The 18,414-nt window shown below is 71.7% G+C and carries 15 protein-coding genes; 4 read left to right on the top strand and 11 right to left on the bottom strand.

Annotated elements, in window-relative coordinates; all coding sequences use genetic code 11:
* Window position 1: 1 nt before the first annotated feature.
* Genes ACFLIM_RS24095 through ACFLIM_RS24080 form a run of 4 tightly spaced genes read right to left on the bottom strand, consistent with a single transcriptional unit; the run spans window position 2 to window position 3,919 of the window.
* Complete coding sequence (locus ACFLIM_RS24095) at window positions 2-1,003, bottom strand: Gfo/Idh/MocA family protein (RefSeq protein ID WP_393168994.1); 1,002 nt, start codon at window positions 1,001-1,003, stop codon at window positions 2-4.
* Window positions 1,000-1,938 (bottom strand): aldo/keto reductase, encoded by a 939-nt coding sequence (locus ACFLIM_RS24090; protein WP_393168992.1) that lies wholly within the window; start codon window positions 1,936-1,938, stop codon window positions 1,000-1,002. Before ACFLIM_RS24090 ends, ACFLIM_RS24095 begins: the two co-directional genes overlap by 4 nt.
* Before the next feature lie 45 nt (window positions 1,939-1,983).
* Complete coding sequence (locus ACFLIM_RS24085; protein ID WP_393168990.1) at window positions 1,984-3,141, bottom strand: mandelate racemase/muconate lactonizing enzyme family protein; 1,158 nt, start codon at window positions 3,139-3,141, stop codon at window positions 1,984-1,986.
* Between the two features lie 28 nt (window positions 3,142-3,169).
* Window positions 3,170-3,919 carry a ribonuclease activity regulator RraA gene (locus tag ACFLIM_RS24080; RefSeq protein WP_393168988.1) on the bottom strand — a complete coding sequence of 250 codons (750 nt, stop codon included), beginning with the start codon at window positions 3,917-3,919 and terminating at the stop codon, window positions 3,170-3,172.
* A gap of 332 nt (window positions 3,920-4,251) precedes the next feature.
* Between ACFLIM_RS24080 and ACFLIM_RS24075 the strand changes: the two genes are divergently transcribed.
* The 4 genes from ACFLIM_RS24075 to ACFLIM_RS24060 are packed head-to-tail and all read left to right on the top strand — an operon-like array spanning window position 4,252 to window position 9,686.
* Window positions 4,252-5,847 (top strand): ABC transporter substrate-binding protein, encoded by a 1,596-nt coding sequence (locus ACFLIM_RS24075; protein WP_393168986.1) that lies wholly within the window; start codon window positions 4,252-4,254, stop codon window positions 5,845-5,847.
* A gap of 5 nt (window positions 5,848-5,852) precedes the next feature.
* The gene (locus ACFLIM_RS24070) at window positions 5,853-6,851 is read left to right on the top strand and encodes an ABC transporter permease (RefSeq protein ID WP_393168984.1); all 999 of its coding nucleotides are present in this window, start codon (window positions 5,853-5,855) and stop codon (window positions 6,849-6,851) included.
* 1 nt (window position 6,852) lies between these two features.
* The gene (locus tag ACFLIM_RS24065; protein ID WP_393168983.1) at window positions 6,853-8,742 is read left to right on the top strand and encodes a dipeptide/oligopeptide/nickel ABC transporter permease/ATP-binding protein; all 1,890 of its coding nucleotides are present in this window, start codon (window positions 6,853-6,855) and stop codon (window positions 8,740-8,742) included.
* Window positions 8,742-9,686 carry an ABC transporter ATP-binding protein gene (locus tag ACFLIM_RS24060; RefSeq protein WP_393168982.1) on the top strand — a complete coding sequence of 315 codons (945 nt, stop codon included), beginning with the start codon at window positions 8,742-8,744 and terminating at the stop codon, window positions 9,684-9,686. Before ACFLIM_RS24065 ends, ACFLIM_RS24060 begins: the two co-directional genes overlap by 1 nt.
* A 1-nt stretch (window position 9,687) precedes the next feature.
* Here ACFLIM_RS24060 and ACFLIM_RS24055 read toward each other — a convergent pair whose 3' ends face one another.
* From ACFLIM_RS24055 to ACFLIM_RS24025, 7 genes are all read right to left on the bottom strand, one after another.
* Window positions 9,688-10,725, bottom strand: coding sequence for a LacI family DNA-binding transcriptional regulator (locus ACFLIM_RS24055; protein ID WP_393168980.1), 1,038 nt, complete (start codon window positions 10,723-10,725; stop codon window positions 9,688-9,690).
* 125 nt (window positions 10,726-10,850) lie between these two features.
* Window positions 10,851-11,639, bottom strand: coding sequence for an SDR family NAD(P)-dependent oxidoreductase (locus ACFLIM_RS24050; RefSeq protein ID WP_393168978.1), 789 nt, complete (start codon window positions 11,637-11,639; stop codon window positions 10,851-10,853).
* Window positions 11,636-12,742 carry an alcohol dehydrogenase catalytic domain-containing protein gene (locus ACFLIM_RS24045; RefSeq protein ID WP_393168977.1) on the bottom strand — a complete coding sequence of 369 codons (1,107 nt, stop codon included), beginning with the start codon at window positions 12,740-12,742 and terminating at the stop codon, window positions 11,636-11,638. The genes ACFLIM_RS24050 and ACFLIM_RS24045 overlap by 4 nt, the downstream gene beginning before the upstream one ends.
* Window positions 12,743-13,103: 361 nt before the next feature.
* Window positions 13,104-15,656, bottom strand: a complete 2,553-nt coding sequence (locus tag ACFLIM_RS24040; protein WP_393168975.1) for a CHAT domain-containing protein — start codon at window positions 15,654-15,656, stop codon at window positions 13,104-13,106.
* Window positions 15,657-15,672: 16 nt separating this feature from the next.
* On the bottom strand, window positions 15,673-16,155 hold the full coding sequence (locus ACFLIM_RS24035; protein ID WP_393168973.1) for a hypothetical protein: 483 nt from the start codon (window positions 16,153-16,155) through the stop codon (window positions 15,673-15,675).
* The gene (locus tag ACFLIM_RS24030) at window positions 16,155-16,754 is read right to left on the bottom strand and encodes an RNA polymerase sigma factor (protein ID WP_393168971.1); all 600 of its coding nucleotides are present in this window, start codon (window positions 16,752-16,754) and stop codon (window positions 16,155-16,157) included. The genes ACFLIM_RS24035 and ACFLIM_RS24030 overlap by 1 nt, the downstream gene beginning before the upstream one ends.
* Window positions 16,754-18,346 (bottom strand): S8 family peptidase, encoded by a 1,593-nt coding sequence (locus ACFLIM_RS24025; protein WP_393168969.1) that lies wholly within the window; start codon window positions 18,344-18,346, stop codon window positions 16,754-16,756. The genes ACFLIM_RS24030 and ACFLIM_RS24025 overlap by 1 nt, the downstream gene beginning before the upstream one ends.
* Between the last annotated feature and the right edge of the window lie 68 nt (window positions 18,347-18,414).

Here is an 18,414-nt window from a genome sequence, read left to right as displayed (position 1 = left end):
GTCATTCGCCCGGATAGCGCAGGCCGACCTGGGCCCGTACCTCGTCCATCGTGCCCATGATCTGGCAGACCTCGTCCAGCGGCAGCACCGGGCTCTCCAGCAGTCCCGCCCGCACGCACCGCGCCACCTCCTCGGTCTGGAAGCGCAGCCCGCTGCCCGGCACGGGGAACTCAAAACGCTCCGTCGCGCCGGTGCGCGCGGTCAGCGTGAACGTCGTCGCCCGGTACCACATGGTGTCGATGTCGATGCGCGCGTCCGTCCCCGCGATCGTGGCCCGGTTGGGCAGCCAGGCCTGCATCGAGGTCGTCGCCACCGCCTGGCGGCCCTGCTCGTAGCCGAGCACCACCGCCGTCTGCCCGTCCACCCCCGTGTCGCCGAAGTGCGTGGCCGCCTGCACGGAGGCGGGCGGGCCGAGCACCATGGACATGAACGACAGCGGATAGACCCCCAGGTCGAGCAGCGCGCCGCCGCCCAGGTGCGGGTCGAACATCCGGTGCGCCGGGTTCCTGCGGAACCACACGCCGTGCTCGGCGGTCACCAGCCGGACGTCGCCGAGCCGGCCCTGCGCGAGCAGCTCGCGGATCCGGACCATGTGCGGCAGGAAGCGCGTCCACATGGCCTCCATCAGGAACACCCCGTGCGAGCGCGCCAGCTTCACCAGCTCCTCCGCCTGGGCGCGGTTGACCGTGAACGGCTTCTCCACCAGGACGGCCTTGCCGGACTCGATGGCCGCCACGGCCACGTCCCGGTGCACGGTGTGCGGCACCGCGATGTACACGGCGTCGATGTCGTCCGACGCGAGCAGCTCCGCGTGGCCGGCGTGGAACCGGGGCGCGGAGGTCCGTGCGGCGAAGGCCGCGGCCCGCTCGGCGGAGCGGGAGGCGACCGCCACCAGCTCGCCGGCGCCGGAGAGGCGCAGGTCATCGGCGAACATGCCGGCGATGCCGCCGGTGCCGAGGATCCCCCAGCGGAGCGGCTCGGACGTCTGAGTTTGCGTTGTCACTGCAACCACGTCTCCCTCGGCGGAGTCAGCTTGTCCAGTTCTGTCCACAGCTCGTCGGGGATGTCGAGCGCGGCGAGCTCCAGCGTGTGGTCGAGGCGTTCCGGCCGGGTGATGCCCACGACGGTCGTGGTGATCCGCGGATCGCGCGTGGAGAACTGCAGCGCCGCGGCGGCCAGCGGCACGCCGGCCCGCTCGCAGGCGCGCCACATCCCGGCGGCGCTGTCCCGGACGTCCTCCGGCGCCATCCGGTACGCGTACCGCGGCGCCGCGTCGGGGCCTTTGACGAGCATGCCGCCCCCGAACGGCGCGGCGTTGAGCACCGCGACACCGGCCCCGGCGCACTGGTCCAGCAGCGGCTCGGCCGACCGGTCGAGCAGCGTGAACCGGTTGTGCGTGATGACCGACTGGAACACCCCGAGGCTCACGAAACGCTGCAGCATGGCCACCGGCCCGCCGGCCACCCCGATGTGGTCGATCAGCCCTTCGGCCTGGGCCTGTACGAGCGCCTCGACCGGGCCTCCGGCGGCGGTGGCCTGGTCGAAGGTGATGCGTTCCGGGTCGTGCAGGTAGACCAGCGGCAGGTGGTCCATGCCGAGGCGTTCCATGCTCTCGGCGAGCGACGCCCGGACCCGACGGCCGGAGAAGTCGCCGCTCGCGTCGGGGTCGACCTTGGTGCTCAGCAGGAAGTCGCCGGGCACGCCGCCGATCTCGCGCAGCACCGCGCCGATGCGTTTCTCGCTCTCTCCCCCGCCGTAGCCGTTCGAGGTGTCCAGGAACCGTACTGGCCCGTCGAACACCGCGCGCAGGGTGCGCAGGGCCTGGTCGCGGTCCACCTCGTAGCCGTAGATGCCCGGGATGCTGCCGATCGCGCTGGTGCCGATGCACAGCGGCGGGACCAGCAGCCCGGTGGAGCCCAGGGGGCGCTTGGTGAGCATGCTCCTCGTCCTTTCCTCACGTCTGGCCCCCGTATGACAGGGGGTTCAGCCGCCGAAGCCGTCCTGGGCGTGTGCGCGCAGGTAGTCCATGTCGAAGTCCAGCCCCAGCCCGGGGCCCGCCGGCAGCTTGAGCCGGCCGCCGCTGTTGTCAAGCGGCGTACGCAGGAACCGGTTGTACGACCGCAGGTCGTAGCTGCTGGACTCGATGCGGTAGAAGTTCGGCACGGTGATCATCACGTGACCGCCGGCCACCAGGTTGACCGGCCCGCTCGCGTCGTGCGGGGAGACCGGCACGTAGTACGCCTCGGCCAGCGTGGCGATCTTCTTGAGCTCGGAGATCCCGCCGGTCCAGGTCACGTCGGGCATGGCGAAGTCCGCCAGCTCGTTCTCGAAGACGGGGACGAAGTCCCACCGGGTGTGCAGGCGCTCCCCCACCGAGATCGGCACCCGCACCCGATCGCGTACCTGCTTGAGCGCGTGGTGGCTCTCCGGCGGCACCGGCTCCTCGTACCAGTGGATGCCGCCCACGTCGTCCAGGGCCTGGCCCAGCCGGATGGCCGTGGGCACGTCGAACCGGCCGTGCGCGTCGATCAGCAGCTCCACCTCGGGTCCGGCGATCTCGCGGATGAGCGCGGTCAGCTCCATCGCCTCGTGCTCCATCGCGCGGCTCAGCCGGCCGTCGAGGTAGCGGTCGTTGCTCTCCGGAGCGCCGGGTTCGTGCGGGAACGGGTCGAACTTGATGGCGGTGTGCCCGGAGTCGACGATCTTCCTGATCTCGTCCTCGACTCCGTCACGGGTGCCGAAGCGGTGCTGGTCGGGGTGGGTGTAGAGGAGCAGGTCGTCGCGGACCGTGCCGCCGAGCAGGTCGCAGACCGGCAGGCCGAGCACCTTGCCGCGAATGTCCCACAGGGCGATGTCGATCGCGCTGGTCACGTTCGTCCCGGCGCCGCGGCTGCCCATGTAGGTGAACGCCCGGAACACCTTGTGCCAGATGTCCTCGATCTTGGCGGGGTCGTCGCCGGCGAGCAGCTCGGTGGCCTGCCGTACCATGCCGGCGACCGCGCGGTTGGCGGTGCGCGTCGTCGTGGTGATCTCGCCCCAGCCGTCGACGCCCTCGTCTGTCCGCACCTGGACGAACAGGAACTCCCCCCAGTAGGAACCGCCCGACCGGATCAGCCAGGGAACGAGCTCCACGATCTTCATCCGCGCATCCTCTCACTTGACCGCCGCGTCAGGCGGAGGCGTCCCCGTTGCGCGCCTCCCGCCAGAGTTCGTACTCGGGCCGGGCCTCCTCGGACAGCGGGTAGTAGGTGCGCAGGTCGCCGCCCTGCGACAGCCGCAGGCGAGAGAACTCCTCCCACTCCGCGTGGCTGCCCGCCTCCGCCAGCAGCGCCGGCGCGAGCTTGATCGGTACGACCACCGCGCCGTCGTCGTCGGCGACGATGATGTCGCCCGGCACCACGACCGTGTTGCCGCACGCGACGGGCACGTTGACGGCCGTGGGGAAGATGTCGGTCTGCGAGTGGAAGTTCGGCGTGGTCCCGCGCAGCCACAGCCCCAGGCCGAGGTTCCGCACCTTGCCGAGGTCGCGGATGCAGCCGTCGACGACCACGCCGAGGCCGCCCCGGCTCTTGAAGTAGATCATCATCATCTCGCCGAAGACGCCGCTTGCCATGTCGCCGCGCGCGTCCACCACCACGATGTCTCCCGGCTGGGTGTGGTACAGGACGTGCCGGTGCAACTGCTTCTCCGGCTCGGCGTACTCGTCGACCTGGTACAGGTCCTCGCGCTTGGGCATGAACTGGAGGGTCAGCGCGGGACCGGCGAGGCTGGCGCCCGGCGTGAACGAGACCGGGCCGCGGATGTGCGCGCTGCGGACCCCGAGCCGGTTGAGCTCGCTGCTCGCGGTCGCGCTTCCGATGGCCGCCAGACCGGCGACGAGCTCCTCGGGAGGGCGGACGATGTCGTGAGTCTCAATCACGTCGGTTCTCTTTCGGTCGCGAGCCGTTGCCCAGGATTAGTTTCGGAAAAGTTTCGATACTGTGGCTGCACGTCATCGTAACCCCATCGAACCCCGAGCGCGATACCCGCGGACCATTCGACCAGGTCGCCGTGCTTCTTCTCCCGTTCCGGCGCAGGTCAATGCCGGTACGGGAAGGCCGCCGGGATCGTCATTCGGGCGGCCGCAGCGGAGCCGGGGTCTTGACGTCGTATTTTCGCCGCCGTAACTTGGCTCGAACACAGTCGAAACTATATCCGACTGCATCGAAACTTCAGTCGAGGTCCTCGATCCCCTCCAGAAGATGGGTCGATATGAAGCGCAAATATCCGGTCGCTCTGGCGGTCGCGGCGGTTTCGGTCCTGCTCGGCGGATGCGGGGGCGGCGGCTCGGGCGCGGGCTCGGCCGCCGGCGCTCCCCTGTCCGGGGGGACGTTCACCATGAACCTCGGCACCGACCCGGGGACGATCAACCCGTACAAGACCACGGGCGGCACCAACCGGCAGATCTTCGCCTTCAGTTACGACACGCTCGTCGGGCGGATGCCCGACGGCAGCATCGCCCCGCAGCTCGCCACGAGCTGGAAGGTGTCGCCCGACGAGGTCACCTACACCCTGCGCAAGGGCGTCACCTGCGCGGACGGCACCACGCTGACCCCCAGCGACGTCGCCGCGGACTTCGACTACATCAAGGACCCCAAGACACCCTCGCCCTGGGTCAGCCTCACCATCCCCCTGGGGTACACGGCGAGCGCGGACGACGCCGCCGGCACCGTGACCATCAAGACGAAGACGCCGTTCGGGCTCCTGCTGGAGGGCGCCGGCTCGCTGCCCATCGTCTGCCCCGCGGGGCTGAAGGATCCCGGCTCCATCGAGCACGCCTCCAACGGCACGGGCCCCTACAAGGTCACGAGCTACGTTCCCGGCGACCACTACACGCTCGAGGCGCGACCCGGCTACGCGTGGGGACCGAAGGGGGCCACGAACTCGGCCGCGGGCAGCCCGAAGAAGGTGAAGATCGCCTTCGTCCAGAACGAGTCCACGTCCGCCAACCAGCTGCTGTCCGGCCAGGTCAACGCCGCCCAGATCACCGGCCCCGACCGCGCCCGGCTCGACGCCACCACCACGCTCAAGCGGTTCGACGTCCCGGTGATGGTCGGCGAGATGAACCTGAACGAGGCCGAGGGCCGCGTGTTCGCCGACCCCCAGGTACGGCTGGCGATGGCGGCGGCGCTCGACCGCTCGCAGATCACCAAGGTCGGCACCAGCGGCCTGGGCAAGGTCGCCGACAACATGATGGTGGAGAACCCCGTCTCCTGCCCGGGCGACGAGACGACCGGCGCGCTTCCCGCGTACGACCCGGCCTCGGCGAACCGGATCCTCGACACGGCCGGATACGCCAAGGGCGGCGACGGCCTCCGCGTGAAGGACGGCAAGAAGCTGACCGCCAACCTGATCTACCAGGTCGGCGCCCCGCAGACGGTGTCCGCGGTCGAGCTGATCGGCCAGCAGCTCAAGGCCGTCGGCATCGGGACGAACCTCAAGGGCCTCACGCAGGCGGCGTTCCTCGAAGCGCTCTACACCACGCAGGACTTCGACGCCTACTACAGCGGGATCAACCTCGAGTTCCCGTTCATGATGACCGCGTACTGGGGTGGCGTGACCCCGGACAAGGGCGGCCGCAACACCGGCAGCATCGTCAACGAGGACTTCGACACCCTGTCGGCCAAGGCGCTGGCCGCCTCCGGGGCGGCGGGATGCGACCTGTGGAAGCAGGCGCACCAGGCGCTGCTGAAGCGGGCCGACGTGTTGCCGATCTCCGTCGGCGACCGGCCGTTCTACACGTCGAAGGCCTCGCTGCAGACCGTCGGCCTGTTCGCGGTGCCGACGAGCCTGCGGCTGTACCAGTGACCGGCATGGGCCGCCGGGTACCGCCACCGGACGGCGGAGCGCCGCGGCGGATCCGGGCGGGCCGCTGGGCGGTGTTCGCCGGCCGGCGGCTGGTCAGGCTCGTGTTGTCGCTGCTGGTCCTGGTGGCGGCGACCTTCATCATGGTCCATCTCATCCCGGGCGATCCGGTGCAGACCGCGCTGGGCGACCAGGCCACGCCGCAGATGGTCGCCCTGCGCCGCCACGACCTGGGCCTCGACCTCCCGTTGCCCGAGCAGTTCTGGCGCTACGTCCTGGGCGTCGTCACCGGCGACTTCGGGCGGTCCATCGTGACCGAGGCTCCGGTGTCGGACCTGCTGACCACCCGGTTCCCGAACACGCTGCGGCTGGCCGTACCGGCGTTCCTGCTGGTCGTCCTGATCGCCATGCCGGTCGGGCTGCTCACGGCGGTGCGCACCAGGGGCGGGCGCGGCCGGCACACCCGCGTCTGGTTCGTGAACGTGACCGGCCTGCTCAACTCGATCCCCGACTACGTGCTGGCCACCGTGCTCAGCCTCGCGTTCGTGGTGACGATCAAGGCGTTTCCGGCGGCGGGCAACGACCAGCTCAGCTCGTACGTGCTCCCCGTCGTGGCACTCGTCCTGGGCCCCGCGGCCTCGTTGTCCCGGATCGTCAGGGTGGAGGCGCTCAAGGTGCTCGACGCGGAGTACGTCAGAGCCGCCAGAGCGCGCCGGCTGCCGACGGCCCTGCGCTACTGGCGATACGTGCTGCCCAACATGATGACCGCCTCCCTGACCTACGGCACCATGATCCTGGCCGGCCTGATCGCCGGAACCGTGCTGGTGGAGAACGTCTTCGGCTGGCCCGGGGTCGGCACGGTGATCTCGCAGGCGGTCATCCAGAAGGACTATCCGCTGATCCAGGGCATCCTGCTGGTCCTCGGCACCGCCGTACTGATCCTCAACATGGTCGTCGACGGCGTGCTCGGCGTGCTCGATCCGCGATCTCGTCTGGGGGAGCTCTGACATGACCGCTCCGATGCGCAGTCGCCTCCGCCTCGCGGTGTCCGGCGGCGTTCCCCTGGTCCTGGTGCTGCTCTTCGTCTTTCTGTCGGTCGCGGCCCCCTCGATCTGGGGGGACGACGCGTCCGCGAGCAACGTGGCCGAGGCCAACCAGGCGATCAGCGGCGCGCACTGGATGGGCACCGACGACCTCGGGCGCGACATCCTGGCCAGGACGCTCGTGGCGACGCGCAACTCGCTGGTGCTCGCCGTGCTCGCCACGATCGTGGGCGGCTGCGCCGGCATCGGGCTCGGACTGCTGTCCGCGATGTCCCGCCGGATGAGCCGCGCGCTCGGCGCGGTGATCAACGTGCTCATCGCGTTCCCTGCGCTGCTGCTGGCGATCTTCTTCGCCGTGCTGTTCGGGATCGGCTCGGTCGGCAGCGTGCTCGCGGTGGGCGCCTCGTTCGCGCCGGGGTTCGCGCGCATCACGCAGACGCTCACGGCGTCCGTGGTGTCCAAGGAGTACGTCGAGGCGTCCCGCGTGCTGGGCAAGGGCCCGCTCTACCGGACGTTCCGCCACATCCTGCCCAACATCGCCGAACCCATCGTCCTGTACTCGACCATCCACATCGGGACGGCGGTCCTGGCGCTGTCCGGCCTCAGCTTCCTCGGGCTGGGCGTGCAGCCGCCCGTCTACGACTGGGGGCGGCTGCTCAACGACGGGCTCACCCGCATCTACGTGACCCCGGGCGTGGCCATCGCGCCGTCCATCGCGATCGTGCTGGCCGGCCTCACGTTCAACCTGGCCGGCGAGCGGCTGTCGGACCTCATCGGCGGCCGCCGTTCCGCGCCCGCCGCCCGCCGCGTCGAGCGGCGCCCGGCGGAGCCGTCGCCGGACACGACGGGCGACTCCCTCGTGGACGTGCGCCACCTCCGCGTCGTCTACACCTCGGCCGACGGCCGCGTCACCACGCCCGTCCGCGACGTCTCCTTCGCGCTCGCCGCTAACGAAAGGGTGGGGATCGTCGGCGAATCCGGGTCGGGCAAGAGCATGACCGCGGCGGCCATCGCCCAGCTCGTCGAGGAACCCGGCCACGTGCAGGCGGAGGCACTGCGCTTCATGGACGCCGACCTGCTCGCCCCGGACAGATCCACGCAGCACGTCCTCGGCCGCAACATGGCCATGGTCTTCCAGGACCCCGGCGAGGCGCTGAACCCCGCCATCAAGATAGGCACGCACCTCATCGAGCCGGCCGTCATCCACCTGCGCGAGACGAAGAAGGACGCCAGGCGCAAGGCGCTGGACGCCCTGGGGGCGGTGGCCCTCACGGACCCGGCCCGCCGCTACGAGCAGCACCAGCACGAGCTGTCCGGCGGCATGAAGCAGCGGGTCGGCATCGCCATCGGCCTGATGGGCGAGGCCCGGCTGCTCATCGCGGACGAGCCGACCACCGCGCTGGACGTGACCGTGCAACGGCAGATCCTCCGCCTGATCAACCGGGTCGGCGAGCAGACGCAGGCCGGCCTGCTGTTCATCTCGCACGACATCGCCGTCGTGTCCGAGCTCTGCGACCGGATCATCGTGATGTACGCGGGCTTCATCGTGGAAGAGGCGAAGACCGGCGACCTGCTCGCCTCGCCCGCTCATCCGTACACCTCGGTCCTGCTCGCGGCCGGCCCGCGCATGGGGATGGACAAGAGCGTGCCGCTGGTGGCCATCGACGGCCGTATGCCGGGCCCGGACGCCGACCTGCCCGGCTGCTACTTCGCGGCGCGCTGCCCGCGCGCCGACTCCACCTGCCTGTCGAGCCGCCCGCCCCTGCGGGTGCTGGCCGACGGACATCGCGCCGCCTGCTGGCATCCCCTGACCGAACCCGGGGACGCGCTGCCCCCCGAAGGAGTGACGATCTGATGGCCGCCCTGTCGGTCGAGGACCTCACGGTCCGCTATGGCGCGGTCACGGCCGTGCGCGGCGTCTCCTTCGAGGTCGCCGACGGGTCCGTGCTCGGCCTCGTCGGCGAGTCGGGCTCCGGCAAGAGCACGGTGGCCCGCGCCCTCGTGGGACTGACGCCGTCGGCGGGAACCATGCTGATCGACGGCGCCGACCTGTCGTCCCGCCGGGCCCGCCGCAGAGTGCAGCTGGTCTTCCAGGACTCCCGCAGCTCGCTGGACCCCCGCTTCACCGTGGAGCAGTGCGTGATGGAGGGCCTTGCGGGACTCCGCCGTCGGGACGCCTCCGCACGTGTGGCCGAGCTGCTCGAACTGGTCTCCCTGGACCCCGCCATCGCCGGATCCCGTCCGGGGAGCCTGTCCGGCGGTCAGCGGCAGCGGGTGGCGATCGCCCGGGCGCTCGCGGCCCGCCCGGACGTGCTGATCGCCGACGAGGTGACCGCCTCCCTCGACGTGTCGGTGCAGGCGGTCGTGCTCAACCTGCTGCGCCGGCTCCGGGCCGAGCTGGGGCTGACCATGGTCTTCATCAGTCACAACCTCGCCGTCGTGCAGTACATGTGCGACGACCTCGCGGTGATGTTCAACGGCCGCATCGTCGAGTACGGGGGCGCAGACGAGGTGATCGGGCATCCGGAGCATCCGTACACGCGGTCGCTGCTGGCCGCCGTGCCCGAGACAGGGGAGCGCAGGCTGCTGTCGGACTCCGCCGTGGAGGCCTCCACGGTCGGCGATCCGGCCTCCTCGGGAGGGTGCGCCTACCGCCTGCGCTGCCCGGTCGGGCCGGCCGCGAACCCGGAGCGGGAGATCTGCCGGACGCTGAACCCGGCCGCCGCGGCCGGACACGTGCACCGGGCCGCCTGTCACTTCGCCCGCGAGCGGGACGAGCCGGTCGGCCCGCGCGCCTGAGTCAGCGGGCCGGCGGGGCGGTGCTGCCGCGGACCACCAGCTTCGTGGACAGCTCGACGCGGCCCTGCGGCAACTCGGTGCCCTCCTCGTGGGCGAGCAGCGTCCGGATGGCCAGCGCGCCCAGCTCCGCGATCGGCTGCCGCACCGTCGTCAGGGGCGGCGAGATCCACTGTGCCACCGGCACGTCGTCGAAGCCCACGACGCTCATGTCACGTGGTACGGACAGGCCCCGCTGCTGGATCGCGGCGTAGACGCCGGTCGCCTGCTCGTCGTTGGCCGCGAAGATCGCCGTGGGCGGGTCGGGTTGGTCGAGCAGGGTCAGCGTGGACGTGAGGCCGGAGGAGTAGTGGAAGTCGCCGTGTTCGACGAGCTGGGCGTCGGCGGGGATGCCCGCCCGTTCGAGCGCGGCCCGGTAGCCGGCCAGCCGGGCCTGGCTGCACAGGAAGCGCATCGGGCCGGTGATCGCCGCGATGCGCCGGTGGCCGAGATCGATCAGGTGCTGGGTGGCGGCCATCCCGCCGCCCCAGTTGCCCGCGCCGATCGACGGGTGGTCGTCGGAATGGAAGTCGCCGACGGGATCGACGAGGATCACCGGCACGCCGAGCTTCGCGATCCGCTTGTGGTCGGCCGGCGACAACTCCGACAGCGCGAGGACGATGCCGCGCGAGCCGCGATCCGCGACGTCCTCCAGCCATTGCTGGGCCCGTCTGGGCCCGCTCTCCAGCACCGAGACGACGATGCCGACGCGCGCGGCCCGGGCCGCCGCCTCCCCACCGCGGATCATTTCGGCGGCCCAGGGCGTGCTCGCGTCGTTGAAGAGCAGCTCGATCAGGCCGCCACGGCGCTGGGCGGTCACCGCCCTCTTCGTGCGTTTGGTGGGGACGTAACCGCGCTCGACCAGCATGGTTTCGATCTGGGCCCGAGTGGCCGGTGCCACGTCGGCACGACCGTTGAGCACCTTCGACACGGTCGCGCGCGAAACGCCGGCCTCGGCGGCGATATCGGCGACGGTGACCCGCCGTTCGACTGAGTCAGACACCAAGACATGCTCCATTGCGGAAACCGGGCTTCACTGTCGGAGCCACCATCGTAGGGGCCGCGAGGCAGCCGAATTGAACGTTGTACGCGCCACGCTTCGTCTCCCTCCTGGTCTCAGGCCTGCCTTCACATCCAGCCGCCGTCGACGATCCAGTTCTGGCCGGTGCACATCGCGCTGTCGTCGGCCGCCAGCCACAGGACCATGCGCGCGACGTCGGCCGGCATGACGTGGTCGTGCAGCGATTGGGACTGCCTGACCTTCGCCAGCGTCTCGGGCGTGGCCCACGTCGAGAGCTGCTTCTCGGTGAGGACCCAGCCGGGGATGATGCAGTTGACCCGGATCCGGTCCGGGCCCAGCTCCCGCGCCAGAGTACGGGTCATGCCCTCGATGGCGGCCTTGGCCGCGATGTACACCGGCAGGCCGACGAAGTCCGCGTGCGCGCTGATCGATCCGAGGTTGATGATCGATCCGCCGCCGAGCTCTCGCATGCCCGCCGTGACCGCCCGGATCGCGAAGAAGTGGTGCCGCAGGTTGACCGCGATCCCGTTGTCCCAGAACGCCTCGTCGACCGCCGCGGTGTCGTGGCGTTCGTCGTTGGCGGCGTTGTTGACGAGGATCGAGATCGGCCCGAGTTCGGCCGCCACCGCCGCGACCGCCGCCTCCAGCTGCTGGACGTCGCGGACGTCGGCGGGGACGAACAGCGGTTTCGGGCAGCCCGCGGCGCCGGTCCGTTCGAGCAGCCGCTCCGCCCCGGCGGCGTCGATGTCGGCGAAGCCGACCCGGACGCCCTGCGCCGCGAGCGAGGCGACGAACTCCGCTCCCAGCCCGGTCGAGCCACCGCTGACGAAGGCGACGCGGTCGCGCAGGCTGGGATAGACGGCGTAGCGGGCCTCGGCTTGTGGTGCGATGGTCATGGCGACTCCCAGGGCAGCACCACGCCACGGCCGACCGAGCCGCCGGTCAGGTCGGCGAAGGCCGCGTTGATGCGGTCCAGCGGATACCTCTGGCCGATGAGCGCGTCCAGCGGCAGGCGGCCGGCCAGGTACAGCTCGAACAGCCGGGGCAGGTCGATGAGCGGATTGGCGGAGCCGTACAGGCTGCCCACCACCCGCTTCTCCCGCTGTACCAGCAGGTTCAGCGGCACGGAGAACGTCGTGCCGACCGCGCCGAGGCCGATCGCCACCAGCGTGCCGCCAGGGCGGAGCACGTCGATCGCCGTCTCCAGCGTGGCCGGACGGCCGATCGCCTCGATCGCCCACTCGACGCCGCGCGGGCGGATGCCCCGGACGGCGGCGGCGACATCCTCGCTGGAGGCGTCCACGGTGTGCGTGGCGCCAAGCCGCGCCGCCATGGCCAGGCGCTCGGCGACGACGTCGACCACGATGATCGGATTCGCGCCGGCGAGCGCGGCGCCGAGCACACTCGACAACCCGACACCGCCCGCCCCGAAGATCACGACACCGTCGCCGGCGCACTCCCCCACGACGTTGAGCACGGCCCCGACGCCGGTGATGACGGCGCAACCGGCGATCGCGGCGATCTCGGGCGGCACCCCCGGCGGCACCGGCACCACGGCGCGCTCGGACACGATGCAGTATTCGGCGAAACAGGACACGCCCAGCAGATGATGGACCCGCGCGCCGCCGGCGCGCAGGCGCGTGGTCCCGTCGAGCAGCCCACCCGAGGCCGCCTGGATGCCCGCCGCCTCACACAGCGCCGGCCGACCGGCCAGGCAGTACGGGCACTGACCACACCGGGGCCGCCACATCAGGCACACCCGGTCCCCGACGGCGAACCCGGTGACGCCCGGGCCCACCTCCTCGATCACGCCGGCGCCCTCGTGCCCCGGCACGACCGGCAGCGGGCAGCGCAGGTCGCCGGTCAGGTAGTGCTGGTCGCTGTGGCACACCCCCGCCGCCTCGACCCTGACCAGGACCTCTCCCGCGTGCGGTGCGTCGAGCAGCAGGTCGCGAACGACGAGGGGTGTTCCGAAGCTTTCCAGCAGCGCGGCTCTCATCTGCCCCCTCCGATCGCCATTCGATCGTTGTAACGGTAGATGTTACGAACACATGTCGTCAATAGTTTCGGAACGTTCGGGATACCCGGTCGGCGTGCATCGGGCTGTGGGTTCGGGCATCCATCGGTGGGCCGCGCCGAAAAAAGCTCATGACATGCGTATATATCGACCCAGAGCGCTGCGTCATTACCGGTGCGGACGTGTCGAAACTCGCGTCGAGAGAATCGCAACTATCAACTCGACGGACACCGCATCGAGGTCGACTCAGGTCCTTTTAACGGGCCCCGCTCGGTCGATTCCGCCCGACCCTATCGACGCACACCGACAGGAAAGCTGAGCGCCTGCAGGCCCGCTTCCACGGTCAGCCGGCGCCGAAGCAGACGAACGTGGCGGCGGGCTCGTCCGCCGACGCCGACGCCAGCGCGTCGGCCGGACTCGCGCCGCGGGCGACGTCCCTGTGGTACGCCATCATGATCTGCTCGGCGACCTGGTCGGGCACCCTGGTGAGGCTGGAGATGACGGTGGACGTACCGAGATAGAGCAGCGCCGCAGTGAACCCCAGCAGCTCGTCGCCGGCCCTGACCACCGCCTGCCCCACGTCGCACGCGGACAGGACGACGTGGCCCGGCGCCTGGCCGAGCCGCTCCAGGTCGTAGGCCATGAGCGGGCCGTCGGCCAGGTCCAGGCGGGAGAAGAGCACGTTCTCGCGCTCGTGGTGCCCGTGCGCGGCGAAGTGGGCGAAGGACGCGCCGTCGAGCGCTTCGAGCGTGGCCGACACGGTGGCCAGCCCGCCCCTGAGCCGCTTCGCCTTGGGGTGCACGGCCCCGAGCCGCTCGATCTCCGTCTCCGCGTGGTCCAGATCGGGCCCGGCGACCAGTACCGACGATCCCCCATCGGGTTCGTACGGCGACCGCGCGCGCCGCGCCGACAACCAGACCAGCGCGGACGGCACCACCACCAGCGGCCTGCCGCGCAGCTCGGGCAGCAGGCCCCAGGGCACCGCGGACAGGGCCATGGTCGGGACGAGCACGATCCCCCGCACCCCGGACAGCGCCTGTGTCAGGGGTGCGATCACCGCGTCGGCGATGATCCCGAGCTGCCGCCGGACGGACGCCTCGATCACCGCCTTCATCGCCGGCCGCAGGATGCGCCCGGCCTGCGCGTTGAGGTCTCCTGCCAGCCGCCGCGCGGCCTCGGCGACCGGTTCGTACGCGCTGAGCTCGTACAGGCGGCACCGCCCGCGCCCGAGCGTCAGGGCGAGCAGCGTGCCGTCGACGTTGAGCAGGCTGACCATGGCGTAGTCGTCGGCCGCGAGCGCCGCCTCGACAGCGCTGGTGGAGGCGAGGGCGAGGCCGGCGCCGACGCCGGGGAGCTGCCAGCCGCGTTCCCTGATCAGCTGCTCGAGTTCGAGGCACCGTCTGCGCAGCTCCGGCCGGCGCTGCCCGGCCGCCTCGTCGGCGTGCATCCGCTGGGCGAGCTGGCGTAGCTCGGCCAGCGCCTCGGCGGTCCGCTCGTCCTCGGGGGCGTGCGGCGGCCGGTAGCGGAAGGCCTGCGCGCGGCACCGTTCCGACCAGGCGAACACGTGCCGCGCCGAGCCGCCCGCCAGAGCGGTGGCCAGGCCGCAGGCGGCCAGGTCGGCGCCGAGGGCCGTGACGCCGGTCAGCATGTCGAGGCTGCCCAGCGTGCCGCGGTGGGAGTGGATGAGCGCCAGTCCCGACCGCACCCTGCGCAGGGCGGGGCCGCGTTGCCCGTGGGCGCCCGCCAGCTCGGCCGCCGCGAGGTGGCGCATCAGCCGCACGTCGAGCGGCGCGCCGCGGGAGGCGGGGTTCGCGGCGGCGGCGACCGCCTCGGGCAGGCGGCCGGCGGCGACGAGGGCCCTGATCGAGACCAGCCTGGCCATCTCGGCCTCGCCCGGCATGTGCAGCTCGGCGAACCGGCCGGACAGCTCGGCCGCCCGCCTGGCCACGGAGCCCGGCCTGGCCGCCCGCGCGGACTCGCCGCGCAGGCGCATGAGCGCGGCCCGCAGCGCCCAGGCCGTGCTGTCCCTGCGCCAGAAGTGGGTCTCCGCGCGCCTGGCCCAGGCACGCGCCTCGGCGACCCGGCCCGCGTCGAGAGCGCACTGCGCGCGGGCCAGCTCGGCCTCCGCGTAGTCCTGCATCAGCCGTTGCCTGCGGAAGCCGTCGATGGCCTGGTCCAGGGTGCGCCCGGCCTCGTCGGTCAGCCCCACGGCCAGCAGCGCCCTGGCCCGGTCGAGCGCGAGCACCGGCAGGAAGCCCGGGCTGACGTCCCGGTAGAGCGGCTCGACCCGCGCGAACCCGGCCAGCGCCGCCGGCACGTCCCCGAGCAGCAGGTCGCAGTAGCCGTCGTTGTGCAGGGCCTTGGCCGCGATCACCTCGTGCCCGTGGGCGTGCGCGATCTGCGCGCTCCTGCGGGCGTCGTCCCTGGCCAGGCGGACCCGCCCGGTCATGAGGTGGATGACCGACCGGTTGAGCAGCACCCTGGCCAGTTCGACGCGGTCGTGGTCGACGAGCATGGGAGCGGCCAGGTCGAGCTCCTGGAGCGCCAGAGCGTTCGATCCGGTGCGCAGGTGCATCAGGCCGCGCTGGGCGTGCACGATGGCCAGCTCGGCCGGTGGCGCGCAGCGCTGGGCCGCGTCGAGCAACTCCATGCCGAGCCCGGTGCGGCCCTGCTCGGCCTCGGCGTGCGCGAGGCTGGTCAGCAACCGGGCCAGCAGCCCGTCGTGCCGAGGGAGGGGAACCCCGGGAGCCGTGCCGCCCCAGCCGAGCAGCGCCAGCCCCTGCCGGAGCCGGCGGGCGGCGCGTGCCGGGCGGCCGTTGTCGGTCGCCTCGACGCTGAGCTTGTGCAGGCGCTCCACCCGCTCCCGGAGCGGCGCGACCTGCCCGGTGTCCGGCAATCCCGCCTCGCGGTGGCTAGAGGATGAGTGAGGGCGTCACCGCCAGTATCGCCGCCCGCGCCGGATCATCAAGTCCCTGCCGCACCACGAGCTGCGACAGGCCCCGCGGGACCGTGTCGAGGACGAATCTGCCCTGGTCGTCGGCCCTGACCGTGGTCGCGCCCCGGCTGGTCCGCAGCTCCACCAGGTGGTCGCCGGGCGGCGCCAGCCAGCCGTCCACGCGTACGGCGTGCTCGTCGCGCGCGCTCACGCTGATCATGATGGTGAGGATCTCGCTGTCGAAGGTGATCGTACGGGTGTCCTCGCCGCCGCGGACCGGCAGCAGCGTGTCCTCGTGCGGGCGCAGGATCTCGAACTCCGGCGATTCGAGGGCCAGGGCGAACTGGAGGCGTTCGACCAGGGTGGCGGGGACGGGATCGACGGTGCGGTAGACGTCGGCGATCTCCTCGATGAGGAGCTGGTCCTCGGGGGTGAAGTGCGGCCCATCTGACGTGTTCATCAGGAGCTCCAATCCGGGTCCTTCGCGAGCAGGCGGCGTAGCTTCGCGAAGCAGCGTCCCCGCGTTGGGCCGATGCTGCCCATCGGCATGCCCAGTGCGGCCGCGACGTCGTCGTAGTGCGGGCGGGGCACGAAGGCGACGATCCTGAGCAGTTCGCCGCACCGTTTGGGCAGGCTCTCGACCGCGTTCCAGAGGGCGCGGCGGCGCTCGTCGTCCACGAGGAGCTCGTCGGGGGTGAGCACGCCGGCGGGCAGCTCCTCGAACGTGTCGTCGCCGGGCAGGTCGTCCTTGCGGGAGGCGGCGCTGACCCGCCACGCCTCGCGGCGGGCCGTGGTGACGAGCCATTCGATCAGCGCGCCGGGCGCGGCGATGGTGTGCAGGTGGCGCAGCAGGATCAGCCAGGTCGTCTGGATCACGTCCTCGGCCGCCTGCGGGCTCAGGCCCTGGTTCCTGGCGGTGTGCCAGAGCACGGGCGTGAGCTCGGCGACGATCGCGTCCAGCGCGCCGCGCGTGCCCTGCCTCGCCTCGACGAGCAGGGCGGCCAGCCGGTCGCGGCGCTGGCCGCTGGGCGCGTGTTCCACCGCGGGATCGCCGGCCATCAGATGGGGACGATTTCCGGCCGGACGACCTTGTCGTTGATCATCGTGTCGATGACCGTCCTGGCCCTTTCGACGGGGTCGACGCCCACCTGGCCGATGGTCTTGGTCAGCTCGGCGGCGATGGCGCCGGCCACGATCGGCGCGGCGAACGAGGTGCCGCTCCAGCCGCAGAACGGCCCCACGGCGTCGGCGTCCAGCGCGGCGCGTTCGCCGGTACTGAGCGGCGCGTTCTGGGCGCCCTGGAACTGCGGCGGGAAGGTGCTGACCACCATCGCGCCGGGAGCGCGCCAGCGCACGGCCGGGTGCTGGTTGCTGAAGATCGCAATCGTGCCGTCAGGGTTCTTGGCGGCGACGCCGATCATGGGGGCCAGCGGCGGGCCGGGCACGGCCGTCTCGGACAGCGCGGCCAGGTAGAACGGCCGGGCCGTGGCGTAGTTGCCGGCCGCGTTGACCACGATGACGCCGCGCGCCCGCAACTGGTTGACCTTGTTGAACAGCGCCTGCATGGCCGGGTCGCCCGCCTCGGAGAAACCGCCGAAGGAGCAGCACAGGACGTCCACGGCCGCGCCGGCGTCCATCCGCGACAGCAGGCGGTCGAGCGCCGCGTGCACGGCCTCGCCGGGGACCACGCCGTCGCTGTGCATGACCTTGTACATGAGCACCCGGGCGTCGGGCGCGATCTGGGCGACGAGGCCGGCCAGCATGAGGCCGTGCCCGGCGTGCGAGTTGAGCGTGCCGACGAGCGGGTTGGACGGCTGGCCGAGGTCCTCGTAGCCGACGAGCCTGGCGATGTCCCTGTCCGCGTACGCCGGGTGGGTGTCCTCGATCTGCTGCTGCCCGGCGGGATCGACGGACAGGAACGCGTCGGGCTCCGTCACCGGCCTGAACCAGGGATGGTACCGGGCGACGCCGGTGTCCAGCGTGACCACGGTGATCCTGGGCCCGCCGAGATCGTCGAGCGACCTGCGGCGCGGCGGCCCCGCCACCACGGTCAGGGGGATCCGGCCGTATCCGGGACGGGCGCCCATGCCCGGCTCGTCCACCACGGCGTGCCCGCTCGTGGCCGGCTCGCCGCCCAGGTCGAGCGAGCCGATGCCGCTGGTGGCCGACCCCACGAACAGGTGGTCCAGCGAGATCGTGCCGAGCGGGGCCTTGAACGGCCAGCCGTCGGACTCGTCGCGCAACGCCCTGCGCAGGACCCGCAGCGCCCGCCAGGCGTCCACCTCGACATCCTGGCCCGCGATCTCCAGGACCCCCGGCACCCAGACGGTCTCGTCCCCGAAGTCCCTGCCGCGGGCGCGCTCGACGCTCTCGCGGGACAGCCGCAGCCCGAGCCTGGACAGCGCACTGTCGATCCAGCTCACCGCCTCGTCGGAGACCAGCGCCTGCCCGGGGAACAGCAGCACGTGCGAGCGGTAGACCGTGGAGTCGGGGCGGCGCTCGCCCGGGTCCAGGGCCACGGCCCAGGGATCGAGGATCCTGGCTCCGTGCCGGTCGAGGAGCTCGCGGGGAAGCGTGATGCCCTGCCAGGGCAGCCCGAACTCCTCGATGCCGCCCTGCCGCTGTGATTCGGGGATGTACTCGATGGTCATGGCACCGTCTCCGTTCTTCCCTCTGTGGCCTATGAGGGCGGAGCACCGGCCGCGATACGCGGGGTTGA

Origin of the sequence: Nonomuraea marmarensis, from assembly GCF_043197025.1 — a bacterium.
Lineage (GTDB): Bacteria > Actinomycetota > Actinomycetes > Streptosporangiales > Streptosporangiaceae > Nonomuraea > Nonomuraea marmarensis.
This window is presented reverse-complemented; position numbering and strand designations above follow the sequence as displayed.

Excerpts from the sequence above, each read along its gene's own strand:
- ACFLIM_RS24090 (WP_393168992.1), bottom strand. The coding sequence starts at position 1,938 with ATGCTCACCAAGCGCCCCCTGGGCTCCACCGGGCTGCTGGTCCCGCCG.
- ACFLIM_RS24085 (WP_393168990.1), bottom strand. The coding sequence starts at position 3,141 with ATGAAGATCGTGGAGCTCGTTCCCTGGCTGATCCGGTCGGGCGGTTCC.
- ACFLIM_RS24075 (WP_393168986.1), top strand. The coding sequence starts at position 4,252 with ATGAAGCGCAAATATCCGGTCGCTCTGGCGGTCGCGGCGGTTTCGGTC.
- ACFLIM_RS24070 (WP_393168984.1), top strand. The coding sequence starts at position 5,853 with ATGGGCCGCCGGGTACCGCCACCGGACGGCGGAGCGCCGCGGCGGATC.
- ACFLIM_RS24065 (WP_393168983.1), top strand. The coding sequence starts at position 6,853 with ATGACCGCTCCGATGCGCAGTCGCCTCCGCCTCGCGGTGTCCGGCGGC.
- ACFLIM_RS24060 (WP_393168982.1), top strand. The coding sequence starts at position 8,742 with ATGGCCGCCCTGTCGGTCGAGGACCTCACGGTCCGCTATGGCGCGGTC.
- ACFLIM_RS24050 (WP_393168978.1), bottom strand. The coding sequence starts at position 11,639 with ATGACCATCGCACCACAAGCCGAGGCCCGCTACGCCGTCTATCCCAGC.
- ACFLIM_RS24045 (WP_393168977.1), bottom strand. The coding sequence starts at position 12,742 with ATGAGAGCCGCGCTGCTGGAAAGCTTCGGAACACCCCTCGTCGTTCGC.
- ACFLIM_RS24035 (WP_393168973.1), bottom strand. The coding sequence starts at position 16,155 with ATGAACACGTCAGATGGGCCGCACTTCACCCCCGAGGACCAGCTCCTC.
- ACFLIM_RS24030 (WP_393168971.1), bottom strand. The coding sequence starts at position 16,754 with ATGGCCGGCGATCCCGCGGTGGAACACGCGCCCAGCGGCCAGCGCCGC.
- ACFLIM_RS24025 (WP_393168969.1), bottom strand. The coding sequence starts at position 18,346 with ATGACCATCGAGTACATCCCCGAATCACAGCGGCAGGGCGGCATCGAG.